Raw genomic sequence first — 26,800 nt, 5'->3', positions numbered from 1 at the left:
CATAGAGGGCCAATTCAAACATCGTTGAACAAGGAAGTTCACAATGGCCCAACTTATAGCGCCCTCTTGCGCTACTGACGACCGGGGTGTCGTCATTAGCGATATTGTCTTTCAGGCCAATGAGCATACGATCGAGACGCTCGACTTCAAAGTCGCCGATCAAGCGCAACTCAATCCGGAACACAAGCACCGGCAAGCCCAACTCGAAGTCGTCGACAAACTTTACGGTCCGCTCCAGATCGGCTCCGTAGCCGTGACCCGCTCCGCCCTGAATGCACTGGGTGCAACCACTGACGGTCAGGTATTGAACGGTGAAAACAGTTTCTTTCGCATCGCCAGTCGTTTTTTCCTGGACTCACTCCAGTTCAATGCAGCGGATGTCGAAACTCATATAAAACTGACCGCCGATGCAAACGACTACCGCCTGCCGACATTGCTTTTTGAAATAGCCAGCCAACGCTCACGCTCTGCGCGCCCATTATTAAGAGCCAACCTTGCAGTACAGACTGAAGCGGGCAGTTATCACAATATCCTGGAAAAACTCCTGAAGTCTGCACAGGGCCTCGACCCTCATCAGTTTGCCCAGACTTCACTGAACTGGGTAAACAAGACCAAGAGCCAGATCCTCATCCCCACCGGCCTGGGACTCCAGGCCTTCGGAATCTACAGCGGCCTGCGCGGCCTGCAAGACGCCATCCGCAACAAGGACGACTACCAGACCCTGTTCAACGGCGCCAGCGTGGCCGCCGAAGTGGCTTCCTTGGGCGTCGAAGCGCTGGTGACCCGACAAGCCACGCAAATGATCCGGGCCGGTCAGCGCTCCCTGGGGGATTTCGCGAAAACCACCTTCGCGACTCGACTGGCCCGGGGAAGTGGGCTGATTGCCAGCGTGTTGACCCTGCCTTTCGATATCGTCTCTGCAGTTGACGCTTTCAAGGCCGCCGCCAACGCGAGTGGCAAAGCGGCCACCGATCATTACGTCAGCGCCGCCTTGAGTGTCACCAGCGCCGCCATGACCCTGACCATCGGCTTGGCCGCGCTGGCGGGCTTCAGTTCAGCCGGTCCGGTGGGCCTTGCCGCCGGGCTTATCCTGGTGGTCGGGTCACAGGTCTGGGGGGCGATTCGCCAGGTCGATGAGATCGACGACTACATAACCCTCAGTGCCCACGAGCGCCTGCGAACGGGTTGGTTCGCCTTCTGGACAATCAGCCCTGACGACGATATCCAGGAGCGCTACACCCTCGCCAAGGCGACCGCCGAACACACCAGGCAACTGCGGGCCAACGCCTTGAACTTGCTCAAGGGCCCGTTGAAAGACAGCACCGAGGCGATCGTGAACGGTCGATTCACCGTGGAACTCGAGCAAGTGACCTACAACACCTGGAACTGGTGGACCGGCGAAAAGTATCAGGCAACGAACACGCGCCCGAAAATCAAGGACAGCGATGACTGGATTGATGCCCGCCAAGGCGTCACGCTCGAAACGCCTGGCGCAGTCATCGAAGCGGCGGCGGAGCACAAAGGCATCCGTTGGTATATCGGCGGCGGCAATGACACGGTTTTCGGGGTAGAAAACAAGCCGAACGTTTTCCACTACGGGTCAGGCGTCAAGCGGCTGAGGGGCGGCGCGAAAGACGATGTATTCGTTTTCGAAGGCTCGACATCCATTGCCCCAGGAGACGAAGTACCTGCGCCGAACCGGCTGGCAGGTGGTTCGGGTAACGACACGTTGATACTGGCCGGCAATCCCGGCCAAGGCCAGGTGCCGCGACTGGGTTATCACATCGACCTGGAGGCGGGGCAGGCGTCCATCATCACTCAGGAAGGTCCCAAGAGCGAAAGCGGACAGTATCGCCACGCGCTTCTTGAAGGCATCGAACATGTGGAAATCCTTGAGGGCGGCACCCATGTCATCAAGGGCAGCGCCGGCGCGAACATCATCAAGTCACGGGGCAACGATCTCATCGAGGCCGGCGCGGGAGACGACCGGATCTTCATTCTCGGCGGCAACAACCGCAACGCCGACGGCGGGCCTGGGGACGATGCCTACGTCATCGCCCACAAACCCGGCCACGTATCGATCACCGAGGACGGCATGGGCAGCAGCGTCATTTCCCTGGACTGGCGCGCCGACCTGATTGAAAGCTGGGTGATCGAGCAGGGCAACCTGGTGATCTCGTCGTGCTTCGATGGCAATGACTGGGAGTCACGCAAGGTCACCCTCAACAATGTCTATGCCGATACGGACTATCCAAGAGCCTTACAGATCAACCGCCTGACCTTCACGACAAAGGACGGCTTCCACTGGGTGCCAGACCTGCCGGAGACGCTGGAGCACGACAGCCCCCTCGTCATTGAAGCGGTCATGGTGCAACACGGCATCCCCCGGAACCCGGCCATCCTCAATGACCGAAGCGAGCGCTGGGTGGCCCACGATAAGGACACGAGCTACTACGTTTCCCGGTTGATTGAATTCACCACGCTCAAGGTGAGACAGAAAAGTGAGTATTGCACCACGCTTCACCTGGACTATACCCATAGCGAACTGACTCGGGTCGAAGCTCACTACAACGCCTATGTCATCCAGGAAGACGGAGGGGACACGGTGAAATATGGTGAGTGCGGTCTCACCCTGGATTTTGGCAGTCACCGTGTCGTCCTGAACAACCTGGCCCGTTCCGATGAGCGCTACAGCGCGCGGACAAAGACCAGCGGGCGACGTGCGTTTTCCGCATTGGATTCGCAGCACACGTTTATCCTGATCATGCGCGACGGCGCCTCCTACCGCCTGGCCATCCCCACCCCCGACCCCGCGCGGTTGCTGAATAAGGGATTCATCGACAAGGATCCGGTGCAATGGAAGACACAAGCTCCCCTTTCACTCACGCCGACCAGAAAGCACTACGCGTTTCTCCAGCCCCTGGATAAGAAGCCCCATCCCATGGGCAGCCAGGCCACCTGCGCGATGCTCACGCCAGCCGTTGAGCAGACCGGTATCGAAGTGCTGACAGGCCAAGGCTCCACGTACCTTGTCCACCTGAGCCCGGGCATGACACTACGGCTGACCACGCCAGGCGCGCTGGCCGGCGCCAATCCCCGACTGCCCCAGGCATCCACTTGGGAACTCGACGCCACCCGCCTCGGGGAGGTCGAGATCAAACTGGCCAATAACCTGCTGCAGGTAGGCACGACGATCCTTCATCTACCCGCCTACGCAGAGGACGACCTCGTCGACCAGATACGCGTCATCACGGCCCAGGGTGTCGTCCATGCAGTCGACAGTCTGTTCGAGCGCGTCTATGTAACGGCACTGGACGGCCGGTATTTTTCGCCCCCGGTCGATCCCGAAGCCGCCCTGCCCCCCGAATTGTCACGGTTAGCATCGGCACAACTGAGGGTGTCCAACATGGCGCTCAAAGATGGCTCGCCCGGCTCACTGAGTTATCACCTCAAGGCGCGCCAGTGGACCCTCGATACAGATGAATCGCGGGTCATCGCCGCAACGAGCCTAAGAAAAACCAATTTGTGCGATCACCATCTCAGCCTTTATCAGGACCTGGCTCGCGAAGGGCTCAGCCAGAACCCACCCCTGGACGACGAGGCGCTGCGCTTGTTGCGCGAACAGTGCGTGAAATGGGCCGAAGGCACGACGTTGAACAAGTCACTGATGCTTGCGCAGGCCATCGCGCTGAGCCCGACTTTTGGCCTGGAACTTCCTCATTGGCGTTGGCTGCTCTCCCCAGGCGAGATCGTCTCCAGACAGACCTAGTCCTGAGGAGTGACTGCGAACGTCTTTTGCCGATGCAATACATATGTAGTGCACCCGCCCGTTGATTTTCCAAGAACATCTTTCAGCGCGTTGCCCGTCAATCCACACGACGGGCGGCGACGTATTCATTGTTCATACTTTTCAAATTCAAGAGCGCAAACGTCAATGAGCCCCAGAAAAAACACCCGCCCCAACGTTCCAACTTCGCCTCCCGATACGCCCCACGGCAGTCGCGATACCACACCCGAAAGCCTGCCCAGGAGCCCTATCAGGGTCGATGGCAGCGATTCGTCGCCCGGCTCGTCGCCTGGGCGACAAACCGAAGCCGCTGACGCCCAGGCCACGGCGGTCCAGGTAGCGGAACTCACCTCCCAAGCCGCCATCGCCCATGTGCCCGCCTCGCTATCGCTGGACAATTATTACCTTTCCCCCGAGCTGATCCCCATGCTGTCGGACCCGGACCCGACCTCCGGGATCCAGACATTCAGGACCCGGACTTACGTCAAACTTGCCGAAGGTGGGACGGTGCTATTGGGGCGCGATGCCGACCAAAACTACCGGGCGCGCTCAAGCGCTGAGCTCGTTGCGTCCGGCCCCCGCCTGGAACAAGTCGAAGGCAGCCTACTGTGGCGGCAGGTTTCCCACGGCAGCGACTCCACGCTCACCATTACCCGCTACAACGTGCCGGACGATGATCCTCTGGAAGGGCCCGCGCCCAAGCGCCAGCGCACGGCGCCACCCTCCAGCGAAGTCGCAGTGGAAACCACCCCGGTTTTTCGCAAGGAATGGGGGGTCGAGCCAAAGCTCACCCTGCCGGCCTTCATCACCATCGGCGACGTTCACTATAAGCGGGTGACACGTGTCGACGCACGGGACTACCCCATTGCCTACATCCAGCAACCTGGCCATCCCGCCTATGATTTTGATCTGCTGGAAGCCATCCTCAGGCATACCCCGGACGAGCAGCCCCGAAGCGTAATCCGCGTGCCGCCGGACAACCACTGGGAGATCGATGCCAGGCTTCCCTTCGAGAAACCGCTGACGGCCTATGTCAGGGAAGTGTTTCCCGAGGTCACCACAGTCACCCTGGAAAATATCGCCAGAAGGCAGTTCGAACTCGCCAACAGCTCCTCGATCGCCGATGCTGCGGGCCTGACCGCACTGAGGCAGATTTTCCATAGCTGGAAAAACGCCGTTCCCTCGCCCCATCCGCAATGGACCGACCCCTTGCTGATGCTGCCCGTACTCCCGACCTCGTCAGGGATCACGAGCGCTTCGCGTTCGATAGACCTGCCCATTTCCACCTCGACGGGGAGACTGGATCGGCTGGATTTCGACCCCCTACGGTTCCCGCGAGAGTGGAATTTCTTCATGTCGACCTACTCGCCGATGGACCTCAAGCGCTTCATGGCCGGCATCCTGACGCGCAATGGCTACACGGTCATGGAGCCCAACAGTTTCAACAGCTTTCCGGCGCTGGTGTTTCGGCGCACCGGGCATGACTATGTATTTTTCATGAGCCTGCATCGCACTCGCATGCCGAAACTCTCCCTGCCCACCCACATGAATCCCAACACCACCGGCATCAACCTGGAGACCCAGGTCGGCGACGCTGCCGCACAAGCGGTCAAGGACGCCCATCAGGCCGGCAAAATCATCTGGCTAAAGGGCGGTTCACAGATCCGGCCTGGCTACGCGGACACTGTCTTTATCATTCGGGATGACAACGCCAGGCTGTAGGCTGGCGGCAAAAAAAAGCCCGCAGTGTGAGCGGGCGAAAAACCAAAGAAGCGCCATGCGCAGTCGCTTCCAGGAGAGGCAGCTGCTTGGGGGTCAACTGCCTCGATAGGTTGAATAGGCGTAGGGCGAAATCAGCAGGGGCACGTGATAATGCTCCTGCTCGGCCGAAATGCCGAAGCGCAGCACCACCACATCCAGGAACGCCGGCTCGGGCAGTTGCACGCCACGTGCGCGGTAATAATCGCCGGCATGAAATTGCAATTGATAGACGCCCGAGCGGTAGTCCTCCCCTTGCAGCAAGGGTGCATCGCAACGGCCATCGCTGTTGGTCTGCGCGCTGGCGACCAGCTGCAATTGCGAGCCCTCCACCCGGTACAACTCGACCTTGATCGCGCTGCCCGGGCAGCCATGTGCAGCATCCAAAACGTGAGTAGTCAAACGTCCCATTGCTTCTGCGCGCCTTGCTGCGAGGGCAGCCCGGCACGACGCCTCCTGAATCAGTTGAAAGACAGGCCGCACCGGTTCGGAGCACGAAACGCTGCGGCGATGAGCGAATTAAGACACTTTAAAAGAAAATTGTACACAATAAAAAATAAACATTCAGTCCATGGACTGCGCAACGGCACGCCGGCCCCGGCCTCAAGCAAACCAAATGAATACAAGATCCTCCTGACGATTCATTGACCAAGTGGGCAGGTTTCTTGCAGTGTAGACAAGCCAAGGACCGCGGTGAAAAATGCAGAAAATCAGGCTTACAAATCGCGCATAAAGTTGTATACAATCACTCCATCGTCGTGACGCCAGCCTATATTTCATCATCAGGGCGCCACCCACATGGTTCGAACAAGAAGGAAAACTGCAGTGAGCGCTGACTACCCACGCGACCTGATCGGTTACGGCAATAACCCTCCCCATCCCCAGTGGCCGGGCAACGCCCGCATCGCTTTGTCCTTCGTGCTCAACTACGAAGAAGGTGGCGAGCGTAACGTCCTGCATGGCGACAAGGAATCCGAAGCGTTCCTTTCGGAGATGGTCGCCGCGCAACCGCTGCAGGGCGAGCGCAACATGAGCATGGAATCGCTGTACGAGTATGGCAGCCGTGCCGGTGTCTGGCGGGTCCTCAAGCTGTTCAAGGCATTCGACATCCCGCTGACCATCTTCGCCGTCGCCATGGCCGCCCAGCGCCATCCGGACGTGATTCGCGCCATGGTCGCCGCCGGTCACGAAATCTGCAGCCACGGCTATCGCTGGATCGACTACCAGTACATGGATGAGGCCCAGGAGCGCGAGCACATGCTCGAAGCGATCCGCATCCTCACCGAAATCACTGGCGAGCGCCCGCTGGGCTGGTACACCGGCCGCACCGGCCCGAACACCCGCCGGCTGGTGATGGAAGAAGGCGGTTTCCTCTACGACAGCGACACCTACGACGACGACCTGCCCTACTGGGAACCGAATACCCCGAACGGCAAGCCGCACCTGGTGATTCCCTACACCCTCGACACCAATGACATGCGCTTCACCCAGGTGCAGGGTTTCAACAAGGGTGACGATTTTTTCCAATACCTGAAGGACGCTTTCGACGTGCTGTATGCAGAAGGTGCCGAGGCGCCGAAGATGCTCTCCATCGGGCTGCATTGCCGGCTGATCGGCCGCCCTGCGCGCCTGGCATCCCTCAAGCGCTTCCTCGAATACGTCAAAGGCCATGAACACGTCTGGTTCAGCCGGCGTGTCGACATCGCCCGCCACTGGCAGCAGGCCCACCCGTACCAAGGGGCTTCGAATCCAGGAGCCTCGAAATGACCGCCTTCCAGACCCTCAAGCCTTCCACCTTGAGCCGTGACGCCTTCGTCCGGGCTTTCGCCGATATCTACGAACATTCGCCATGGGTCGCCGAAAAGGCGTTTGAACTGGGCCAGGATCCCTCGATCGACGAGATCGAGACCCTGCACCAGCGCATGAGCGACATCCTGTTGAGCGCCGATCACGCCAGCCAACTGGCGCTGATCAACGCCCACCCGGACCTGGCCGGCAAAGCCGCCGTCCAGGGCCAACTGACCGAAGCCAGCACGAACGAACAGGCCGGCGCCGGTATTCACCAATGCACGGCAGAAGAGTTTCAACGCTTCACCGAGCTGAACGACGCCTACAAGGCCAAGTTCAAGTTTCCCTTCATCATGGCGGTAAAAGGCAGCAACCGGCACCAGATCCTCGCGGCATTCGAAACGCGCATCCATCACTCGGCAGACGCCGAATTCAAATGCGCGCTGGCAGAGATCAACAAGATCGCGTTGTTCCGATTACTGACCCTTTAGCGAGCAGCCTCCTGCAAGCATCCCCAGCCAACTTATTTAAAGGCAGACAAGAAGAATGAAAGCTTACGCCGTACCTTTCGAGAAGTTCGTCAACCTGGCCGACGCCCGCCTGGGCACCAAGATCATCTCGGTCACCGACGACTGGTTCGCCGACGCCAACCGCCTGTTCCAGCCGACCCCGGCCGTGTGGAAGGAGGGCGTGTTCGATGATAACGGCAAGTGGATGGACGGCTGGGAATCGCGGCGCAAGCGCTTCGAAGGCTACGACAGCGCGGTGATCCGCCTGGGTGTGGCGGGGTCGATCAAGGGCGTGGACATCGACACCTCATTCTTCACCGGCAACTACCCACCATCAGCCTCCCTCGAAGCCTGCTTCCTGACCGAAGGCGAGCCGGACGAAAACACCCAGTGGACTGAAGTGCTGTCGGCCGTGGAGCTGCAAGGCAACAGCCACCACTACCACGAGATCAGCAATGACCAGGCCTTCAGCCACCTGCGTTTCAACATCTACCCTGATGGCGGCGTGGCCCGCTTGCGGGTCTACGGCATTCCGTACCGCGACTGGTCGGCCGTGGGCGACAACGAACAGATCGACCTGGCCGCCGCCCTCAATGGTGGTCGCGCCCTGGCCTGCTCCGACGAGCACTTCGGCCGCATGAGCAATATCCTCAACCCGGGTCGTGGCGTGAACATGGGCGATGGCTGGGAAACCGCCCGTCGTCGCACCCCGGGCAATGACTGGGTGATCGTCGCCCTGGGCCATGCCGGCGAGGTCGAGAAAGTCATCGTCGACACCCTGCACTTCAAGGGCAACTACCCCGACAGTTGCTCGATCCAGGGCGCGTTCGTCAAGGGCGGCACCGACAGCCAGATCGAAACCCAGTCGCTGTTCTGGCGCGAACTGCTGCCGAGCCAGAAGCTGGAGATGCACGCCGAGCACACCTTCGCCGAGCAGATCAAGGCCCTGGGACCGATCACCCACATCCGCCTCAATGTGTTCCCGGATGGTGGCGTGAGTCGCCTGCGGGTGCTGGGCAAGGTATCGAAGTAAACACCGCACCTGTGGCGAGGGAGCTTGCTCCCGCTGGACTGCGCAGCAGTCCCATTTTGAGGGCCGCTTCGCGCCCCAGCGGGAGCAAGCTCCCTCGCCACAGAAGCTGAACAAACGACACAGAATTTTTTGGATAAGAAGACCAGCATGCGCACACTCAAGATCGAACCGTTGACCAAAGAAGCCTTCGCCCCGTTCGGTGACGTGATCGAAACCGACGGCAGCGATCACTTCATGATCAACAACGGTTCGACCATGCGCTTCCATCGCCTGGCGACGGTGCAAACCGCTACGCCGGACGATCAGGCGATCATCAGCATCTTCCGCGCCGACGCGCTGGACATGCCGCTGACCGTACGCATGCTGGAGCGCCATCCGCTGGGCAGCCAGGCCTTCATTCCGCTGCTCGGCAACCCCTTTCTGATCGTGGTCGCGCCACTTGGCGATGCACCTGTATCAGGCTTGGTCCGCGCCTTCGTCACCAACGGCAGGCAGGGCATTAATTACCATCGCGGCGTCTGGCACCACCCGGTGCTGACGATCGAAAAGCGGGATGACTTCCTGGTGGTTGATCGCAGTGGCACAGGCAATAACTGCGATGAGCATTTTTTCCAAGAGGATGAGTGTTTGATCCTCGCCCCCCACCAATAAGAGAAGGTCCGATCACGCGCAGACAAGCGTGACGGGCGAGAGGTAAAGACTGTGGAAGCACATATGCTGGAATGGCTGAACCTGAGCGTGCGCTGGGTTCACATGATCACTGGCGTGGCCTGGATCGGCGCGTCGTTCTACTTCGTCTGGCTGGAAAACAACCTCAATCGCGTCAACCCCAGGAGCGGCCTGGCCGGTGACCTGTGGGCCATCCACGGTGGCGGCATCTACCACCTGGAAAAATACAAACTTGCACCACCGTCCATGCCGGACAACCTGCACTGGTTCAAATGGGAAGCCTACTTCACCTGGATGTCGGGTATCGCCCTGCTGTGCGTGGTGTTCTATTGGAACCCGACCGTCTACCTGCTGGCCCCCGGCAGCGGCCTGAGCGGCCCCGAAGGCGTCGCCTTGGGCATCGGCTCGTTGTTCGTCGGCTGGTTCGTCTATTCCTTTCTCTGCGACTCGGCCCTGGGCAAACGCCCTGCCTTGCTCGGCCTGATCCTGTTCGTGCTGCTGATCGCCGCGGCCTACGGGTTCAGCAAGGTGTTCAGCGGTCGCGGTGCCTACCTGCATGTCGGTGCGGTCATCGGCACGATCATGGTGGGCAATGTGTTCCGCATCATCATGCCGGCACAACGTGCCCTGGTCGCGGCCATCGCCGAGAACCGCACTCCCGACCCGGCATTGCCGGCCAAGGGCTTGTTGCGTTCGCGCCACAACAACTACTTCACCCTGCCGGTGCTGTTCATCATGATCAGCAACCACTTCCCGAGCACCTACGGCAGCCAGTACAACTGGTTGATCCTGGCCGGTATCGCCGTGGCGGCGGTGTTGGTGCGGCATTACTTCAACACGCGCCATGACAGCAACCGGTTTGCCTGGACGCTGCCGGTCGGCGCCCTGGCGATGATCTGCCTGGCTTATGTCACCGGCCCCAAACCCATGCCCAGCGCACCGGACGTGGCCAAGGCACCCGGCGTGATCGAGTACCAACCGTTGCCGGAAACGGCAGTGGGCGGCGGCGCGAAACCGGCGACCGCCCCCGCCGCACCGGCCTCGGCCCCCACCCAGGCCGCCAACGCCCAGGGCCCCTCGTTCGAGAAGGTCCACAGCGTGATCCAGGAACGCTGCTCGGTCTGCCACTCGGCCAAGCCCACCAGCCCGCTGTTCAGTGCCGCGCCGGGCGGGGTGATGTTCGATACGCCGCAGCAGATCCAGCAACAGGCCGCGCGCATCCAGGCCCAAGCCGTGACCAGCCAGATCATGCCATTGGGCAACATCACGCAGATGACCCAGCAGGAACGCGACCTGATCGGCGCGTGGATCAACCAGGGCGCGCGCACCAACTGAGCCAAGCGCTCCAAACCGTTAATCGTCATACCGCTGACAGGTCGACCGGCACACCACCGGTCCCCCGTCAGCGACTGCCTGCGCCTCAACAATAAAAACAAGAGGAAAGCACCCGATGACCAAGCCCCGCCATCACGCCCCAAATTCGCCGCCCATGCGCTGTTGCAGGGCACTTGAGCCCTTCAAGGCAAGCCCGTATCCTGCGCGGCCGTTTGAAGCAGGCCTACAACAAAATCCCTTCCGATCCTGACCGGACCGCCAACTTGTTGCGGCGTTGGCGGACATGACGCGCCCCTGAAAACAGCTTTTCCGACTGATCAAAAAACCGCAGGCCACGCCATTTCCGGTTTTTTCCGGACTTGGCTCAGCGCTTGCTATCAGCATTCGCCACGCTCAAAAAGCTGACCGAACGGATGTTTTTTAATCCATGGAAAAAGGCGCCACACCAGAGCGCTGACCTTAAAAAATGGCGGTACCACTTACCTTTGGGAGCAAACCGAATGAAACATACGTGCACCAGCCTGATACTCGCAGGATCCTTGCTGGTCGCAGGCCAAGCGATGGCCGACGACCTGTTCCAATGGCAGAACAACAGCCTGACCTACCTGTATGGCAAGGATTTCCAGGTCAACCCGCGTATCCAGCAGACCGTGACCTTCGAACACGCTGATGCCTGGAAATACGGGGACAACTTCTTCTTCCTCGACCGGATCTTCTACAACGGCCAGGACGACAGCCAGTCCGGCCCGAATACCTACTACGGCGAGTTCAGCCCGCGCCTGTCGTTCGGCAAGATCTTCGACCAGAAGCTGGAACTGGGGCCGATCAAGGATGTGCTGCTGGCCATGACCTATGAATTCGGTGAAGGCGACAACGAGTCCTACCTGATCGGCCCGGGCTTCGACCTGGCGATTCCCGGCTTCGACTACTTCCAGCTGAACTTCTACAACCGCCAGACCGAAGGCCCGCGCGCCGGCGACAATGTCTGGCAGATCACCCCGGCCTGGGCCTACACCGTACCGGTGGGTTCTTCCGACATCCTGATCGACGGTTTCATCGACTGGGTGGTGGACAACGACAGCAACTCGAAGGGCACCTACCACGCCAACCTGCACATCAACCCGCAGATCAAATATGACCTGGGCAAGGCCTTGAAGCTTGGCGCCAAGCAGCTGTATGTGGGCGTGGAGTATGACTACTGGAAGAACAAATACGGGATTGAAGACAGCGAAGGGTTCAAGACCAACCAGAGCAACACCAGCTTCTTGCTGAAGTATCACTTCTAATCGCGTCACCCTTGTGGGAGCGAGCTTGCTCGCGATGGCGGTGGGTCAGGCAAAACAGGTGTTGGATGTGCCGCCGTCATCGCGAGCAAGCTCGCTCCCACATTGGTTTCGTGAAAGCCAGGATTCAGCGCCCACCGCAAATCCCTTGTGGGAGCGAGCGTGCTCGCGATAGCGGTGGACCTGCTTGCATCAGTCAGGACAACCCCAGGAACCGACTCAACGCCTCGCGCTGCGCCAACGCATCCTGGCGTCCCAACTCGATCAGCTCGCTGCAGTACCCCGCCTCGAACAACAGATAACTCAACACCCCCGCGCCACTGGTCTTGGTCGCGCCCGGCCCCCGCAGGAAAACCCGCAACGCACGGGGCAGTTCCTGACGATGGCGAGCGGCGATTTCATCGATGGGCTGGCTCGGCGAAATCACCAATACCTCCACCGGTGCGGCGCCGAGGGCATGGGCCGGCACATCATCGGGCAGCAGGTGGCTGAAACCGTTCAAGCGTTGAAGCAATTCGATGTCGCTTTCCAGGCTGTCAATGAAGGTGCTGTTGAGCATATGGCCACCGATCTGCGCCAGGGTCGGTTGCAGGCCGGTGTAGCTGCGCTCGGAAGGATCCTGGCCACCGGCGCCACGGGGGTTGCCGCTGACGCCGATCACCAGCACGCGATTGGCCCCCAGGTGCAAGGCCGGGCTGATGGGCGCCGATTGCCGCACCGCGCCGTCGCCAAAGTACTGCGGACCGATCTTGACCGGCGCGAACAACAGCGGAATCGCCGAACTGGCCAGCAGGTGCTCCACCGACAACTGCGTCGGCACACCGATACGTCGGTGGCGCAGCCAGGCATCGATGGTCCCGCGTCCCTGGTAGAAAGTGACGGCCTGGCCGGATTCATAACCGAATGCCGTCACCGCCACCGCCCGCAGTTGCTGTTCGGCGATGGACTGCTCGATGCCCGAGGCGTGGAACTGGGCCTGGAGCAGTTCGCGCAATGGCGAACTGTCGATCAGCGCCACCGGCAACTTGGCCCCCAGGCCCAACAGGCTGTGGGTAATGAAACGCGTCGCCTGGGCGATCACGCCCCGCCAGTCGCTGCGCATGACCTGATGGCTGCGTACCGCCTGCCAGAACGCCGTCAGCCGTTCGATGGCGGTCTTGAAGTCCATCGCCCCGCTCGCCAGGCTGACCGCGTTGATCGCCCCGGCCGAGGTGCCGACGATCACCGGAAACGGGTTATCCGCCCCGTCGGGTAACAATTCGGCAATCGCCGCCAATACCCCCACTTGATACGCCGCCCGAGCCCCGCCGCCGGAAAGAATCAAACCTGTAACCGGTTCAGCTGGGGTCATCGCAATGCTCCGTGCTCAAGGTGATATCAAAAAAACTCAGCCGCGTTTGTCGTACAGCTTGGGCTCGCCCGGTGGACGGCTCTTGAAGCGCCGGTGGGCCCAGAGGTACTGCTCGGGACAATCGCGCACCGATTGCTCGACCCATTGATTGATGCGGATGCAATCGGCTTCCTCGGTCTCCCCCGGGAAATCCGTCAACGGAGCCTGGATCACCAGGCGATAACCGCTGCCATCGGCCAGGCGCTCCTGGGTGAAAGGCACCACCAGCGCCTTGCCCAGGCGGGCGAACTTGGTGGTGGCGGTGACCGTCGCGGCCTGGATGCCGAACAGCGGCACGAACACGCTTTGCTTGGCGCCGTAGTCCTGGTCCGGCGCATACCAGATCGCCCGGCCGGCCCGCAGCAGCTTGAGCATGCCCCGCACATCGTCACGCTCCACCGCCAGGGAGTCGAGGTTGTGGCGCTCGCGGCCCCGGCGCTGGATGTAGTCGAACAACGGGTTCTTGTGCTCACGGTACATGCCATCGATGGTGTGCTGCTGGCCGAGCAAGGCCGCGCCGATTTCCAGCGTGGTGAAATGCAGCGCCATCAGGATCACGCCCTTGCCCTCGCGCTGGGCCTGCTTGAGATGCTCCAGCCCTTCGACATGGGCCAGTTTCGCCAAACGCGAACGCGACCACCACCAACTCATGGCCATTTCGAAAAAGGCGATGCCGGTGGAGGCAAAGTTTTCCTTGAGCAGACGCTTGCGCTCGGCAGCGGACTTTTGCGGGAAACACAGTTCCAGGTTGCGACGGGCAATGCGCCGTCGGTCGCCGGCCACCCGGTACATCAGCGCCCCCAATGCACGACCGACCCGCAGCAATAACGGATAAGGCAATTGCACGATCAGCCACAACAGCCCCAGGCCGCACCACAGCAGCCAGAAACGCGGATGAAAAAATGCAGCTCGAAAACGCGGGCGATCCATTACAACTTCCATTAGGACATGGGCCGCGCATTCTACATTGTTCGACCCGGGTTGCGGCTGGCGGACGATCTCGTTATAAGTCTCGGCACTTTTAGTGACAAGCCGTTGTACGCCGACCATGAGCCAAACCGAACCGCTAGACCAAGATCCCGTGTTCCAGCTGAAGGGCAGCATGCTCGCCATTACGGTGCTGGAACTGGCCCGCAACGACCTGGAGAGCCTTGACCGGCAACTGGCGGCGAAAGTCGCCCAGGCCCCGAACTTCTTCAGCAATGCCCCCCTGGTGCTGGCCCTGGACAAGCTGCCGGCTGGCGAAGGCTCAGTGGATCTGCCAGGCCTGATGCGCATTTGCCGCCAGCACGGTCTGCGCACCCTGGCGATCCGCGCCAGCCGCATCGAAGACATCGCCGCCGCCATCGCCGTGGACATTCCCGTGCTGCCGCCGTCCGGCGCCCGGGAACGCGTGCTGGAACTGAGCCCGGTCGAAACGAAGAAAGCCCCGGAAAAACCACCGGAGCCCACCATCAAGCCAACGCGGGTCATCACCACACCAGTGCGCGGCGGGCAGCAGATTTATGCCCAGGGTGGCGATCTGGTCATCGTGTCGTCGGTCAGCCCGGGGGCGGAACTTCTGGCCGATGGCAACATCCATGTATACGGTCCGATGCGCGGTCGAGCACTGGCCGGCGTCAAGGGTGATACCAAAGCCAGGATCTTCTGTCAGCAATTGAGCGCTGAGCTGGTTTCCATCGCCGGGCAGTACAAGGTCTCCGAGGATTTGCGTCGCGACCCGTTGTGGGGGGCCGGCGTTCAGATCAGCCTGTCGGGCGACGTGTTGAACATCATTCGGCTTTAACGGATACTGCCGCATTTTCCAAGCATCTCTAAAACGAGCGAAAACGGCTTAAACGACGTAGGAAAAAGGATCTGGCAGTGTTTACCGGAGGTAGACCCCGCCCGACAGCCAATTCCAGCCAAGCCTGTCCAATTGCAACGGTTTTCCAGAGATGTTTTTCAGGGGCTGACAAAGTCCCTTTTTCCTTAGGGGTGAAACACCTTGGCCAAGATTCTCGTGGTTACATCCGGCAAGGGTGGTGTGGGTAAGACCACCACCAGCGCCGCTATCGGTACCGGCCTCGCTCTGCGCGGCCACAAGACAGTCATCGTCGACTTCGACGTCGGCTTGCGTAACCTGGACCTGATCATGGGTTGCGAGCGCCGCGTGGTCTACGACTTCGTCAACGTCGTCAACGGCGAAGCGAACCTGCAACAGGCCCTGATCAAGGACAAGCGCCTTGAGAACCTCTACGTGCTGGCCGCCAGCCAGACCCGCGACAAAGACGCGCTGACCCAGGAAGGCGTGGAAAAAGTCCTGATGCAACTCAAGGAAGACTTTGAGTTCGTGGTCTGCGACTCCCCGGCCGGTATCGAGAAAGGTGCCCACCTGGCCATGTACTTCGCCGACGAAGCGATTGTCGTGACCAACCCGGAAGTGTCGTCGGTCCGTGACTCCGACCGCATGCTGGGCCTGCTGGCGAGCAAATCCCGCCGCGCCGAAAAGGGCGAAGAGCCGATCAAGGAACACCTGCTGTTGACCCGCTACAACCCACAACGGGTCAGCGACGGCGAAATGCTCGGCGTCGAAGACGTCAAGGAAATCCTCGCGGTCACCCTGCTGGGGGTCATTCCGGAATCCCAGGCGGTACTTAAGGCTTCCAACTCCGGCGTGCCGGTGATTCTCGACGACCAGAGCGATGCCGGCCAGGCATACAGCGATGCCGTCGATCGCCTGTTGGGCAAGACCGTGGAGCATCGTTTCCTCGATGTAACGAAGAAAGGTTTCTTCGAGCGCCTGTTTGGAGGTAGGTAATGAACCTTTTTGACTTCTTTCGTGCCAACAAAAAGCCCAGTACCGCCTCGGTCGCGAAAGAGCGTCTACAGATCATCGTGGCGCACGAACGCGGCCAACGCAGCACCCCTGACTACCTGCCAGCCTTGCAGAAGGAACTGGTGGAAGTGATCCGCAAATACGTCAACATCGGTAGCGATGACGTGCATGTGGCGCTGGAAAGCCAGGGCAGCTGCTCGATCCTGGAACTCAATATCACCCTGCCGGATCGCTGATCGCCCCGGCGGGAGCCACGGCGGCTCGGGTCCTTCTCCTCCCCCCCTTGGGTTCGAGAAGGGCCCGAGCCGCCGTTGGCGTTTGTAACGAGACTGTTTTCAATGCCCCTGTCCAACATCCGCATCATTCATCAGGACGCCGCTGTCCTGGTGGTCGACAAGCCGACCCTGTTGCTTTCCGTGCCCGGCCGGGCCGACGACAACAAAGATTGCCTGATCACCCGCCTGCAGGAGAACGGCTATCCGGAAGCGCGAATCGTGCACCGACTGGACTGGGAAACCTCCGGCATCATCCTCCTGGCCCGTGACCCGGACACCCATCGCGAACTGTCCCGGCAATTTCATGATCGCGAAACCGAAAAAGCCTACACGGCGCTGTGCTGGGGCCAACCGGAGCTGGACAGTGGCAGCATCGACCTGCCCTTGCGCTATGACCCACCGACCAAACCCCGGCATGTGGTGGACCATGAACAAGGCAAACACGCCCTGACCTTCTGGCGCGTACTGGAACGTTGTGGCGACTGGTGCCGGGTCGAGCTGACGCCGATCACCGGGCGCTCGCACCAATTGCGCGTACACATGCTCTCCATCGGTCACCCGCTGCTGGGCGACGGGCTCTACGCCCATCCGCAGGCCCTCGCCGCCTGGCCACGCCTGTGCCTGCACGCCAGCATGCTGAGCTTCACCCACCCGCAAAGCGGCGAGCGCTTGCGCTTCGAGTGCCCGGCACCGTTCTAGATCCGTGAAAATGGTTTCATCCGATAAAGGCTTGGCATGCAGGTTATTGATTTTCAGGAAACACCCGTCAAAAAAGTCCGCCACCAATTGCTGTATCTGATCTACGGCGACAAGGACGCTTATCGCCACGAAGCCAAGTTCAGCATCCTCACCGCCCTGGCCCACGGCAATCCGGCGACCCTGCCCAGCATCAGGATCCTGACCGACCGGCCTGAGGATTATCGCGGCTGGCCAGTCGAAACCCTCGCGCTGAGCCCGCAGTTGCTGGCCGAGTGGCAAGGCAACAACGGTTACATTCACCGACGCAAGGCCTGTGCCATCGCGGCCGGCCTGACGCTGGCGGAGAAGACTCTGTTCGTCGACACCGACACGCTGTTCCTGTCCGATCCCGACCTGCTGTTCAAGCAAATCCAGCCAGGGCAGTACCTGATGGACAGCTTCGAATACCACTGGGACTATGTCTGCAAGCGCGAGGACTACCTCAAGCTGGGCACGCGCCTGCGCGCCCACGGCATCACCCCAGACAACAGTTTCAAGCTCTACAACAGCGGGTTATGCGGTGTGACGGACAAAGACGGCGCGCTGCTGGCCCAGGCCGTCGGGCTGATCGATGAGTGGACCGAAGGTAGCTTCGACATCCACACCATCGAACAGATCGCGATTTCATTCACCCTGCGCAACCAGGCCATCAGCGAAACCAACAAGCACGTTTATCACTACTTCGCCGAGAAGCGCTTCTTCCACACCATGCAAGCGCACTTCTTTGCCCAGCACGGCGAGGCATTCAATACCCAGTTGGTGGAGCGTTGCCACGACGTTCCGCGCACCCGGCCTTTCCCGTCGGCCTGGCGGCGGCTGAAGATCAAATGGAAGTTGCGCAATCACAGCGGCCCCTTGCACAGGATCGGTCGCGACCTGCTGTATGGCAGCGCGGCACCGGAGCATCCTTACTACAACCTCTGCCGGCACCATTGGTGGGATTCGGCATCGCGGGAGATCCTTCGCCTGGACCCGAAGCGCCAGCAACAGTGGTTCGGCCAACTGGAGCACTGGCCGCGGCACCTGCCAGAACCGTCCAAGGCACAAGACAAGTCCCTGATCATGGCGCACTTGCGCAAACGGATCACGGCCTCGGGCTGATTGATGGCGGGGCCCGTGGAACAACCCTCGACGGGGGATTGGCCTGCAACGCAGGCTGTCGATGGGGTAAACTCCCGCCCATCGCTGTCTGGAGTGACTTATGCGCGCAGAGTTGAACCAAGGCCTGATCGACTTCCTCAAGGCCTCCCCTACCCCGTTCCATGCCACCGCCAGCCTGGCCAAGCGCCTGGAGGCGGCCGGCTATCAGCGTCTTGACGAACGCGAGACCTGGGCCACCGAGGCCAACGGTCGCTACTACGTCACGCGCAACGACTCCTCGATCATCGCCTTCAAGCTTGGCCGCAACTCACCGCTGCACGACGGCATTCGCCTGGTCGGCGCCCACACCGACAGCCCTTGCCTGCGGGTCAAGCCACAGCCGGAACTGCAACGCCACGGGTTCTGGCAGTTGGGCGTGGAAGTCTACGGCGGCGCGCTGCTGGCGCCGTGGTTCGACCGCGACCTGTCCCTGGCCGGGCGCGTGACCTTCCGCCGCGATGGCAAGGTCGAAAGCCAGTTGATCGATTTCAAGGCGCCGATCGCCACGATTCCGAACCTGGCCATCCACCTCAATCGCGAAGCCAACCAGGGCTGGGCCATCAACCCGCAGAACGAACTGCCGCCGATCCTCGCCCAGTTCGCCGGTGACGAGCGCGTCGACTTCCGTGCCGTGCTCACCGATCAACTGGCCCGCGAACACGGCCTGAATGCCGACGTGGTGCTCGATTACGAGTTGAGTTTCTACGACACCCAAAGCGCCGCGGTCATTGGCCTGCACGGCGATTTCATTGCCGGCGCGCGCCTGGACAACCTGCTGTCGTGCTACGCCGGCCTGCAAGCCTTGCTGAACGCCGACACCGAAGAAACGTGCGTACTGGTGTGCAACGATCACGAGGAAGTTGGCTCGTGCTCGGCCTGTGGCGCCGACGGCCCGATGCTGGAACAAACCCTGCGTCGCCTGCTGCCTGAAGGTGAAGAGTTCGTTCGCACCATTCAGAAATCCCTGCTGGTGTCGGCGGACAACGCCCACGGCGTGCACCCCAACTATGCCGACAAGCACGACGCCAACCACGGCCCCAAGCTCAACGCCGGTCCAGTGATCAAGGTCAACAGCAACCAGCGCTACGCCACCAACAGCGAAACCGCCGGGTTCTTCCGTCACCTGTGCATGGCCGAAGAAGTACCGGTGCAGAGCTTCGTGGTGCGCAGCGACATGGGCTGCGGCTCGACCATCGGCCCGATCACCGCCAGCCAGCTGGGCGTGCGCACCGTGGACATCGGCCTGCCGACCTTCGCCATGCATTCGATCCGCGAACTGTGCGGCAGCCATGACCTGGCGCATCTGGTGAAAGTGCTGAGCGCGTTCTACGCCTCTCGCGAGTTGCCATAACCGCCCCGAAGGCATGATGAACCCTGTGGGAGCAAGGCTTGCTAGCGATGAAGGTGATGCGACTTTTCCAGAAATCGAGTCGCCTTCATCGCTAGCAAGCGTTGCTCCCACACAGCGTTCGCCTCGGGATTGAGGGGTGTGCTGACACACATCATCACAACCCGGCAAAACCCCGACTAGACTGGCTTTATCCCCCCTGACAAGGCCGTCTCCATGGTTTCCATGTCTTCGTTCAACAGCATGCTGGTCCCCATCATCGCCGGCATGATCCTGCTGGCCATCGGCTTCAACTTCCGTGACAAGAACGTCGGAGTCTTTGCCATGTGGATCGGCATGTTGCTGATCCTCGCCACGGTGTTATTCAGGATCCTGGCCAAACTCAACGAGTCAGCCTGAGTTCACCTCAAGCGGGCGGTTGCTCGGGCACATCCACCCCGACATGGATCGCGTCGTGTCGCCAGAACTCCAGGTCGCAGTCGATCAGCCGCTGGTGCTGGTCATAGTTGACCCGTGCGATGCGAAGCCCGGGGCTGCCCACCGAAACCCTCAACGCCGCTGCCGCCTCCGGCTGTAAAGAGGTGGGCACGATTTCGAACTTCACCCGGCCGTAGTGCAGGTCGTAATGGCGGGCGTACAACTCGGTGATGGACTGGTTGAGATCGAACTCGAGGATGTCCGGAAAATACTGTGGGTTCAGGTAGTGTTCGACGTAGAGCACCAGGCGCTCGTCGATACGACGCACGCGGCAGATCTGGATCACGCTGGACAGCGCCGGCAGTTGCAACCAGGCACACACAGCCGCCGAAGCCGGTTGCAGGCGCGCCGAGATCACTTGGGTAGAAGGCACACGCCCCTGGGCCGCAACCATGGCGTGGAAATGGCTGCGCTGCATCAGGTTGTAGGCCAGGCGCGGCGGCGAGACGAACCAGCCGCGGCGCTCCTCCCGATAGATCTGCCCCTGGGCTTCGAGCTGCAACAACGCCTCGCGCACGGTGATCCGCGTGGTCCCGAACAATTCACTGAGCTTGCGCTCGGCCGGCAACTTGCTGCCGGGCGCCAGCAATCCGTGGTCGAGTTGCTCTTGCAGGACCTGTCCGATGGCTGTCACCGCTTTGGTTGCATCGATGCGCATCAACGTTACCTATCTGGACTAGGCCAGCACTGTTTCGGGGCAGGATCGACGGTTCATCGATCCACTTCTGGGTCCAGCAAGCCTAGGCACTGCACATGACTGGCAGATGACAGAGCCGCCGAACGGTCGTTGTGCCAGCGTGCAAATTAACGGCCAAGTCCTTTCATATCAGCTGTTTAACCATGGTCTACGCTTAATTCGCAGCCAACCTCCACGAGCCGGGTATTTCCTGGAGCCTCCAACACCGACATCAAAATGTCACAGGGCTCGCCTACATTGGCTCAGGTATTGCTGACCTAGACCAACACAACCGCAATCGCAGCGTTGAAAACGCCCATAGGAGCTTCGGATGAAACAGCTTTTCCTGGCATCACTGTTAGGCTCGACCATTGCCATGTGCACCGCCGCCATGGCCGCTGACACCGATCTGAAAACGTTGGAAGCCGCTGCGAAAGCGGAAGGCGCCGTCAACAGTGTCGGCATGCCCGATGACTGGGCAAACTGGAAAGGCACCTGGGACGACCTGGCCAAGGTCTACGGCTTGAAACACATCGACACCGACATGAGCTCGGCCCAGGAAATCGCCAAGTTCGCCGCCGAAAAAGACAACGCCAGTGCCGACATCGGCGACGTCGGAGCGGCGTTCGGTCCGATCGCGGTCAAGCAGGGCGTGGTCCAGCCCTACAAGCCAAGCACCTGGGAACAAGTGCCCGCCTGGGCCAAGGACAAGGACGGCAACTGGGCATTGGCCTACACCGGCACCATCGCCTTCATCGTCAACAAGAAGCTGCTGCACGGTTCCGAAGTGCCGACCAAATGGGCTGACCTGAAGACCGGCAAATACAAAGTCTCCATCGGTGACGTGAGCACCGCGGCCCAGGCCGCCAACGGCGTGCTGGCGGCGGCCCTGGCCAACGGCGGCGACGAGAAGAACCTCCAGCCGGCCCTGTTGATGTTTGCCGAAATCGCCAAGCAAGGGCGCCTGTCCATGGCCAACCCAACCATCGCCACGATGGAAAAAGGTGAAGTCGAAGTCGGTGTGGTCTGGGACTTCAACGGCCTGAGCTACAAGGCCAAGATGGCCAACCCGGATGATTACGTCGTGCTGATTCCGTCCGACGGCTCGGTCATCTCCGGCTACACCACCATCATCAACAAATACGCCAAGCACCCGAACGCCGCCAAGCTGGCCCGCGAGTACATCTTCAGCGACGCCGGCCAGATCAACCTGGCCAAGGGCAACGCCCGTCCGATCCGCGCCGAGCATCTGAAACTGCCGGAAGAGGTCCAGGCCAAGCTGCTGCCGAACGAGCAATACAAAGGCGTGACCCCGATCAAGGATGCGGATGCGTGGGAGAAGACTTCCAAGGCACTGCCGCAGGCGTGGAATGAACAAGTCATCGTCGAGATGAAGTGAGGCGGTAGTCAGACCCGCTCGGATATCCACTGGCAATCCAATTGTGGGAGCAGGCCCTTGTGGGAGCAACGCTTGCTCGCGATAAACGATGACACGGTCTCACAGTTGCACCGTGTCGCCAGCATCGCGAGCAAGCTTTGCTCCCACAGGCCTGCTCCCACACTGGACCGAGATGAGTCCGAGTTTTCTGGTGTCCATCCGGAGTCCTGGTATCCATGAAGCACAACGTCATCCTGGTGGTGCTCGACGGTCTCAACCATGAGGTCGCCCGGCATGCCATGGGGCATTTGCAGGCTTACGTCGGCGCAGGACGCGCAGCCCTCTACAAACTGGAATGTGAATTGCCCGCCCTGTCCCGCCCACTCTACGAATGCATCCTCACCGGCGTCGTGCCCATCGACAGCGGGATCGTGCACAACAACGTCACGCGCCTGTCGAACCAGCGCAGCATTTTCCACTACGCCACCCAGGCCGGCCTGAGCACAGCGGCTGCGGCGTACCACTGGGTCAGCGAGCTCTACAACACTTCGCCTTTCGTGGCCGGTCGCGACCGTCACACCGACAACCCCGACCTGCCGATTCAATACGGGCATTTCTACTGGAATGACCACTACCCCGATTCCCATCTGTTCGCCGACGCCGAACACCTGCGCCAGCGCTACTTGCCGAACTTCCTGCTGGTGCACCCGATGAACATCGACGACGCCGGCCACAAGCACGGCCTCGACACCCCGCAATACCGCAACAGTGCCCGCTCGGCCGACATCAACCTGGCGGTCTACCTGCAAGCCTGGCTCGACGCCGGTTACCAGGTACTGGTGACCTCCGACCACGGCATGAACAACGACCGCTCCCACAACGGCCTGCTGGCCGAAGAACGGGAAGTGCCGCTGTTCGTCCTGGGTGACAGCTTCAGCTTCGATCCCGCGGCCACGCCGAGGCAGACCGAGCTGTGCGGCACCATTTGCCAATTGCTCGGCGTCGACCACGACAAACCCTATTGCCAGGAGTTACTCAAGTGAACGCCATGACGCGCGGCAAATGGCTGGCAGCGTTGTGCCTGGTGCCCTTCGCGATTTTCTTCATCGTGTTCCAGATCGCCCCGCTGCTCTGGGTGCTGGTCAACAGCCTGGAATCGGAAGAATTCGGCTGGGGCCTGGCCAACTTCAGCAAGATCTTCAGTTCCAAGTTCTACCTGCAAGCCATCCAGCACAGCCTGGAGATCAGCTTCTGGTCCAGTGTGTTCGGCATCGTCATCGCCGTGCTCGGCAGCTACTCATTGCGCCGTGTGGATTCGCGGCTGCGCAACTTCGTCAATGCCTTCGCCAACATGACCAGCAACTTCGCCGGCGTGCCCCTGGCCTTCGCCTTCATCATCTTGCTGGGGTTCAACGGCAGCATCACGATCATGCTCAAGCAGGCGGGGATCATCGAGGATTTCAACCTGTATTCGAAAACCGGGCTGATCATTCTCTACACCTACTTCCAGATTCCCCTCGGCGTGCTGCTGCTCTACCCGGCCTTCGACGCCCTGCGCGAAGACTGGCGCGAATCCGCCGAGTTGCTCGGCGCCAGCGGCTGGCAGTTCTGGCGGCACATCGGCTTGCCGGTGCTGACCCCGGCGCTGCTGGGCACCTTCGTGATCCTGCTGGCCAACGCCCTCGGCGCCTACGCCACGGTCTACGCGTTGACCACCGGTAACTTCAACGTGCTGCCGATCCGAATCGCCGCCATGGTCTCCGGCGACATTTCCCTCGATCCGAACCTGGCCAGTGCCCTGGCCGTGGTGCTGGTGGCGTTGATGACCATCGTGACCATCGTCCATCAGTTGCTGCTCAAGAGGAGCTACCATGTCTCGCGCTGAACCGGGCTCCGTCGGGCTCTATCATCGGGCGGTGGTGTACCTGCTGTTCGCCATCCTGCTGCTGCCCCTGGCCGGCACGCTGGTCTACTCCATCGCCAGCAGTTGGTCGGCCACCGTGCTGCCCAGCGGCTTCACCTTCAAATGGTATGTGCAGTTGTGGAGCGATCCGCGCTTTCTCCACGCCTTCGGTCAATCGTTGCTGGTCTGTGTCGGTGCGCTGGTGCTCTCGGTGGTGTTGATCCTGCCGTTGCTGTTCGTGGTGCACTACCACTTCCCCAAACTCGACGCACTGATGAACATCCTCATCCTGCTGCCGTTCGCGGTGCCGCCCGTGGTGTCGTCGGTGGGGCTGTTGCAACTCTATGGCTCCGGACCGCTGGCGATGGTCGGTACGCCGTGGATCCTGATCGGTTGCTACTTCACCGTCGCCCTGCCGTTCATGTACCGGGCGATCACCAACAACCTGCAAGCCATCAACCTGCGCGACCTGATGGACGCCGCCCAACTGCTTGGCGCCAGCACCTTCCAGGCCGCGTTCCTGGTGGTGCTGCCGAACCTGCGCAAGGGCCTGATGGTGGCGCTGCTGCTGTCCTTCTCGTTCCTGTTCGGCGAATTCGTGTTTGCCAACATCCTCGTCGGCACCCGCTATGAAACCCTGCAGGTCTACCTGAACAACATGCGCAACAGCAGCGGCCACTTCACCAGTGCGCTGGTGATCTCCTATTTCTTCTTCGTACTGGTCCTGACCTGGGCGGCCAATATCTTGAACAAGGACAAAAGCCAATGAGCTACGTCAGCGTCCAACACCTGCAAAAAAGCTATGCCGGCACCCCGGTGTTCAGCGACATCAACTGCGAGATCGCCAAGGGCGAATTCGTCACCCTGCTCGGCCCTTCCGGTTGTGGCAAGTCCACGCTGTTGCGCTGCATTGCCGGCCTGACCGCAGTGGATGCCGGCCAGATCATCCTCGACGGACAGGACATCGTCCCGCTGAGCCCTCAGAAACGCGGCATCGGCATGGTCTTCCAGAGCTACGCCTTGTTCCCGAACATGACCGTGGAGCAAAACGTCGCCTTCGGCCTGCGCATGCAAAAGGTCGACGCCTCGGACAGTCGCCAGCGCGTGCTGGAGATCCTGCGCCTGGTGGAGCTGCACGATTTTGCCGCCCGCTATCCCCATCAACTCTCCGGCGGCCAATGCCAGCGTGTCGCCCTCGCCCGCTCCCTGGTCACGCGGCCGCGCCTGTTGTTGCTGGACGAGCCGCTGTCAGCCCTGGATGCGCGGATTCGCAAGCACTTGCGTGAACAGATCCGACAGATCCAGCGTGAATTGGGCCTGACCACGATTTTCGTCACACATGACCAGGAAGAAGCCCTGACCATGTCTGACCGGATTTTCCTGATGAACCAGGGAAAGATCGTACAAAGCGGCGATGCCGAAACCCTTTACACTGCGCCAGTCGATGTCTTTGCCGCCGGCTTCATCGGCAACTACAACCTGCTGGACGCCGACAGCGCGAGCAAACTGCTGCAGCGGCCGGTGAACGGTCGCATCGCCATCCGCCCCGAGGCCATCGAGCTGAGCCGCAGCGGCCAGGCCGATGCGCTGATCCGCAGCCACAGCCTGCTGGGCAACGTCATCCGCTACCGGGTCGAAGCCCGTGGCGTGGAATTGGTGGTGGATGTGCTCAACCGCTCGGCCGCCGACCTGCACCCCGATGGCGCACGGTTGGCACTTTCCATCGATCCATCGGCGCTGTGTGAGGTAGCCTGATGGCTTTGTTGATTTTGAAAAGGGAAACACGCTGATGGCCCTGGCAATTTTTGATCTGGACGAAACCCTGATCCACGGCGACTGCGCCACCCTCTGGAGTGAACAGATGGGTCGCCTGGGCTGGGTCGATCCCGAGTCGTTCATGCGGCGCAACAACGAGCTGATGGACGCCTACAGCCACGGCAAGCTGAGCATGGAAGAGTACATGGACTTCAGCCTGGAACCGATGATCGGCCGCACACCGGAGGAAATCGAGCACCTGGTGGCGCCGTGGGTGGAAGACTTCATCGAACCGATCATCTTCAGCGACGCCACCAAGACCATCGCAGAACACCGCAAGGCCGGCGACCGGATCCTGGTGATCTCGGCCTCGGGCACGCATCTGGTCAAGCCGATTGCCGAACGCCTGGGCATCGATGAGATCCTGGCGATCGAGCTTGAAGTGGCCCATGGCGTGTACAGCGGCAAGACCGTGGGCACCCTGACCTACCGCGAAGGCAAGATCGCGCGGTTGCTGGATTGGCTGGATGCCGAGGAGGAGAACCTGGAAGGCGCGAGTTTCTATTCCGACTCGCGCAACGACCTGCCGTTGTTGCTCAAGGTCGATCACCCGCACGTGGTGAACCCGGACCCGGTGTTGAAGGCCCATGCCGAATCGGCCGGGTGGCCAATCCATAGCTGGAAGTGAGCAGCCTGGTGTGGGAGCGGGCTTGCTCGCGATAGCGGTGGATCAGCAGACA

The 26,800-nt window shown here is 60.9% G+C and carries 25 protein-coding genes; 21 read left to right on the top strand and 4 right to left on the bottom strand.

The annotated features are described in order from the left end of the window. Positions 1 to 43: 43 nt before the first annotated feature. Entirely contained in the window at positions 44 to 3,769 is a 3,726-nt protein-coding gene (locus AO356_RS19500; RefSeq protein ID WP_060741125.1) for a calcium-binding protein, read from the top strand. 165 nt (positions 3,770 to 3,934) lie between these two features. After that, positions 3,935 to 5,509: a hypothetical protein gene (locus AO356_RS19495; protein ID WP_152032434.1), complete on the top strand. Its 1,575-nt coding sequence runs from the start codon at positions 3,935 to 3,937 to the stop codon at positions 5,507 to 5,509. A 93-nt stretch (positions 5,510 to 5,602) separates the two neighbouring features. Here the strand turns inward: AO356_RS19495 and uraH are convergent, their stop codons facing one another. Further along, positions 5,603 to 5,956 carry a hydroxyisourate hydrolase gene (gene uraH, locus AO356_RS19490; protein WP_060741123.1) on the bottom strand — a complete coding sequence of 118 codons (354 nt, stop codon included), beginning with the start codon at positions 5,954 to 5,956 and terminating at the stop codon, positions 5,603 to 5,605. Between the two features lie 414 nt (positions 5,957 to 6,370). Here uraH and puuE point away from each other — a divergent pair, with 414 nt between their 5' ends. The 6 genes from puuE to AO356_RS19460 all read left to right on the top strand — a co-directional run bounded on the left by puuE (position 6,371) and on the right by AO356_RS19460 (position 12,165). Beyond that, the gene (puuE, locus tag AO356_RS19485; protein WP_060741122.1) at positions 6,371 to 7,312 is read left to right on the top strand and encodes an allantoinase PuuE; all 942 of its coding nucleotides are present in this window, start codon (positions 6,371 to 6,373) and stop codon (positions 7,310 to 7,312) included. Then, positions 7,309 to 7,824, top strand: a complete 516-nt coding sequence (gene uraD, locus AO356_RS19480; RefSeq protein WP_060741121.1) for a 2-oxo-4-hydroxy-4-carboxy-5-ureidoimidazoline decarboxylase — start codon at positions 7,309 to 7,311, stop codon at positions 7,822 to 7,824. Before puuE ends, uraD begins: the two co-directional genes overlap by 4 nt. A gap of 55 nt (positions 7,825 to 7,879) precedes the next feature. Continuing rightward, positions 7,880 to 8,875 carry an allantoicase gene (gene alc, locus AO356_RS19475; protein WP_003204527.1) on the top strand — a complete coding sequence of 332 codons (996 nt, stop codon included), beginning with the start codon at positions 7,880 to 7,882 and terminating at the stop codon, positions 8,873 to 8,875. A 147-nt stretch (positions 8,876 to 9,022) separates the two neighbouring features. Further along, positions 9,023 to 9,526 carry an ureidoglycolate lyase gene (locus AO356_RS19470; RefSeq protein ID WP_060741120.1) on the top strand — a complete coding sequence of 168 codons (504 nt, stop codon included), beginning with the start codon at positions 9,023 to 9,025 and terminating at the stop codon, positions 9,524 to 9,526. A gap of 51 nt (positions 9,527 to 9,577) precedes the next feature. Next, complete coding sequence (locus AO356_RS19465; RefSeq protein WP_060741119.1) at positions 9,578 to 10,879, top strand: urate hydroxylase PuuD; 1,302 nt, start codon at positions 9,578 to 9,580, stop codon at positions 10,877 to 10,879. A 500-nt stretch (positions 10,880 to 11,379) separates the two neighbouring features. After that, entirely contained in the window at positions 11,380 to 12,165 is a 786-nt protein-coding gene (locus tag AO356_RS19460) for an outer membrane protein OmpK (protein WP_060741118.1), read from the top strand. Between the two features lie 193 nt (positions 12,166 to 12,358). On the opposite strand, the gene AO356_RS19455 is transcribed toward AO356_RS19460, so the two are convergent. Continuing rightward, the gene (locus AO356_RS19455; RefSeq protein ID WP_060741117.1) at positions 12,359 to 13,513 is read right to left on the bottom strand and encodes a patatin-like phospholipase family protein; all 1,155 of its coding nucleotides are present in this window, start codon (positions 13,511 to 13,513) and stop codon (positions 12,359 to 12,361) included. Between the two features lie 36 nt (positions 13,514 to 13,549). Continuing rightward, positions 13,550 to 14,482, bottom strand: coding sequence for a lipid A biosynthesis lauroyl acyltransferase (locus tag AO356_RS19450; RefSeq protein ID WP_060741116.1), 933 nt, complete (start codon positions 14,480 to 14,482; stop codon positions 13,550 to 13,552). A 118-nt stretch (positions 14,483 to 14,600) separates the two neighbouring features. On the opposite strand from AO356_RS19450, the gene minC reads away from it, so the two are divergent. From minC to AO356_RS19415, 7 genes are all read left to right on the top strand, one after another. Then, positions 14,601 to 15,338, top strand: coding sequence for a septum site-determining protein MinC (gene minC, locus AO356_RS19445; protein ID WP_060741115.1), 738 nt, complete (start codon positions 14,601 to 14,603; stop codon positions 15,336 to 15,338). Between the two features lie 201 nt (positions 15,339 to 15,539). Beyond that, positions 15,540 to 16,352, top strand: a complete 813-nt coding sequence (gene minD, locus AO356_RS19440; protein ID WP_003179114.1) for a septum site-determining protein MinD — start codon at positions 15,540 to 15,542, stop codon at positions 16,350 to 16,352. Further along, complete coding sequence (gene minE / locus AO356_RS19435) at positions 16,352 to 16,606, top strand: cell division topological specificity factor MinE (protein ID WP_003179111.1); 255 nt, start codon at positions 16,352 to 16,354, stop codon at positions 16,604 to 16,606. Before minD ends, minE begins: the two co-directional genes overlap by 1 nt. A 102-nt stretch (positions 16,607 to 16,708) precedes the next feature. Continuing rightward, on the top strand, positions 16,709 to 17,344 hold the full coding sequence (locus tag AO356_RS19430) for an RluA family pseudouridine synthase (protein WP_018612476.1): 636 nt from the start codon (positions 16,709 to 16,711) through the stop codon (positions 17,342 to 17,344). Between the two features lie 36 nt (positions 17,345 to 17,380). Further along, complete coding sequence (locus AO356_RS19425) at positions 17,381 to 18,484, top strand: hypothetical protein (protein ID WP_060741114.1); 1,104 nt, start codon at positions 17,381 to 17,383, stop codon at positions 18,482 to 18,484. Between the two features lie 100 nt (positions 18,485 to 18,584). Next, positions 18,585 to 19,874: a M18 family aminopeptidase gene (locus tag AO356_RS19420; RefSeq protein ID WP_014339686.1), complete on the top strand. Its 1,290-nt coding sequence runs from the start codon at positions 18,585 to 18,587 to the stop codon at positions 19,872 to 19,874. 213 nt (positions 19,875 to 20,087) lie between these two features. After that, on the top strand, positions 20,088 to 20,270 hold the full coding sequence (locus AO356_RS19415) for a hypothetical protein (protein WP_060741113.1): 183 nt from the start codon (positions 20,088 to 20,090) through the stop codon (positions 20,268 to 20,270). A gap of 7 nt (positions 20,271 to 20,277) precedes the next feature. On the opposite strand, the gene AO356_RS19410 is transcribed toward AO356_RS19415, so the two are convergent. Next, positions 20,278 to 21,006, bottom strand: coding sequence for a UTRA domain-containing protein (locus AO356_RS19410; RefSeq protein WP_060741112.1), 729 nt, complete (start codon positions 21,004 to 21,006; stop codon positions 20,278 to 20,280). 349 nt (positions 21,007 to 21,355) lie between these two features. On the opposite strand from AO356_RS19410, the gene AO356_RS19405 reads away from it, so the two are divergent. The 6 genes from AO356_RS19405 (at position 21,356) to AO356_RS19380 (ending at position 26,748) form a co-directional block, all read left to right on the top strand. Further along, on the top strand, positions 21,356 to 22,423 hold the full coding sequence (locus AO356_RS19405; RefSeq protein ID WP_060741111.1) for an ABC transporter substrate-binding protein: 1,068 nt from the start codon (positions 21,356 to 21,358) through the stop codon (positions 22,421 to 22,423). Positions 22,424 to 22,638: 215 nt separating this feature from the next. Continuing rightward, positions 22,639 to 23,445 (top strand): alkaline phosphatase family protein, encoded by an 807-nt coding sequence (locus tag AO356_RS19400; protein ID WP_060741110.1) that lies wholly within the window; start codon positions 22,639 to 22,641, stop codon positions 23,443 to 23,445. Between the two features lie 5 nt (positions 23,446 to 23,450). Further along, complete coding sequence (locus AO356_RS19395; RefSeq protein ID WP_162491260.1) at positions 23,451 to 24,287, top strand: ABC transporter permease; 837 nt, start codon at positions 23,451 to 23,453, stop codon at positions 24,285 to 24,287. After that, entirely contained in the window at positions 24,274 to 25,074 is an 801-nt protein-coding gene (locus tag AO356_RS19390; RefSeq protein ID WP_060741108.1) for an ABC transporter permease, read from the top strand. The genes AO356_RS19395 and AO356_RS19390 overlap by 14 nt, the downstream gene beginning before the upstream one ends. Continuing rightward, a complete protein-coding gene (locus AO356_RS19385) occupies positions 25,071 to 26,060 on the top strand; it encodes an ABC transporter ATP-binding protein (RefSeq protein WP_060741107.1) in 990 nt (329 codons plus the stop codon). The genes AO356_RS19390 and AO356_RS19385 overlap by 4 nt, the downstream gene beginning before the upstream one ends. Before the next feature lie 34 nt (positions 26,061 to 26,094). Further along, positions 26,095 to 26,748 (top strand): HAD family hydrolase, encoded by a 654-nt coding sequence (locus tag AO356_RS19380; protein ID WP_060741106.1) that lies wholly within the window; start codon positions 26,095 to 26,097, stop codon positions 26,746 to 26,748. The last annotated feature ends 52 nt before the right edge of the window (positions 26,749 to 26,800 follow it).

The sequence above is a fragment of the Pseudomonas fluorescens genome, from assembly GCF_001307275.1.
GTDB classification, from domain to species: domain Bacteria; phylum Pseudomonadota; class Gammaproteobacteria; order Pseudomonadales; family Pseudomonadaceae; genus Aquipseudomonas; species Aquipseudomonas fluorescens_AA.
The sequence above is the reverse complement of the archived record's forward strand: the minus strand, read 5'-3'. Positions and strand labels throughout refer to the sequence as shown.

Coding starts and splice junctions, on each gene's coding strand:
- AO356_RS19500 (WP_060741125.1), top strand. CDS start 44: ATGGCCCAACTTATAGCGCCCTCTTGCGCTACTGACGACCGGGGTGTC.
- AO356_RS19495 (WP_152032434.1), top strand. CDS start 3,935: ATGAGCCCCAGAAAAAACACCCGCCCCAACGTTCCAACTTCGCCTCCC.
- uraH (WP_060741123.1), bottom strand. CDS start 5,956: ATGGGACGTTTGACTACTCACGTTTTGGATGCTGCACATGGCTGCCCG.
- uraD (WP_060741121.1), top strand. CDS start 7,309: ATGACCGCCTTCCAGACCCTCAAGCCTTCCACCTTGAGCCGTGACGCC.
- alc (WP_003204527.1), top strand. CDS start 7,880: ATGAAAGCTTACGCCGTACCTTTCGAGAAGTTCGTCAACCTGGCCGAC.
- AO356_RS19470 (WP_060741120.1), top strand. CDS start 9,023: ATGCGCACACTCAAGATCGAACCGTTGACCAAAGAAGCCTTCGCCCCG.
- AO356_RS19460 (WP_060741118.1), top strand. CDS start 11,380: ATGAAACATACGTGCACCAGCCTGATACTCGCAGGATCCTTGCTGGTC.
- AO356_RS19455 (WP_060741117.1), bottom strand. CDS start 13,513: ATGACCCCAGCTGAACCGGTTACAGGTTTGATTCTTTCCGGCGGCGGG.
- AO356_RS19450 (WP_060741116.1), bottom strand. CDS start 14,482: ATGGATCGCCCGCGTTTTCGAGCTGCATTTTTTCATCCGCGTTTCTGG.
- minC (WP_060741115.1), top strand. CDS start 14,601: ATGAGCCAAACCGAACCGCTAGACCAAGATCCCGTGTTCCAGCTGAAG.
- minE (WP_003179111.1), top strand. CDS start 16,352: ATGAACCTTTTTGACTTCTTTCGTGCCAACAAAAAGCCCAGTACCGCC.
- AO356_RS19430 (WP_018612476.1), top strand. CDS start 16,709: ATGCCCCTGTCCAACATCCGCATCATTCATCAGGACGCCGCTGTCCTG.
- AO356_RS19425 (WP_060741114.1), top strand. CDS start 17,381: ATGCAGGTTATTGATTTTCAGGAAACACCCGTCAAAAAAGTCCGCCAC.
- AO356_RS19420 (WP_014339686.1), top strand. CDS start 18,585: ATGCGCGCAGAGTTGAACCAAGGCCTGATCGACTTCCTCAAGGCCTCC.
- AO356_RS19415 (WP_060741113.1), top strand. CDS start 20,088: ATGGTTTCCATGTCTTCGTTCAACAGCATGCTGGTCCCCATCATCGCC.
- AO356_RS19410 (WP_060741112.1), bottom strand. CDS start 21,006: ATGCGCATCGATGCAACCAAAGCGGTGACAGCCATCGGACAGGTCCTG.
- AO356_RS19405 (WP_060741111.1), top strand. CDS start 21,356: ATGAAACAGCTTTTCCTGGCATCACTGTTAGGCTCGACCATTGCCATG.
- AO356_RS19400 (WP_060741110.1), top strand. CDS start 22,639: ATGAAGCACAACGTCATCCTGGTGGTGCTCGACGGTCTCAACCATGAG.
- AO356_RS19395 (WP_162491260.1), top strand. CDS start 23,451: ATGACGCGCGGCAAATGGCTGGCAGCGTTGTGCCTGGTGCCCTTCGCG.
- AO356_RS19390 (WP_060741108.1), top strand. CDS start 24,274: ATGTCTCGCGCTGAACCGGGCTCCGTCGGGCTCTATCATCGGGCGGTG.
- AO356_RS19385 (WP_060741107.1), top strand. CDS start 25,071: ATGAGCTACGTCAGCGTCCAACACCTGCAAAAAAGCTATGCCGGCACC.
- AO356_RS19380 (WP_060741106.1), top strand. CDS start 26,095: ATGGCCCTGGCAATTTTTGATCTGGACGAAACCCTGATCCACGGCGAC.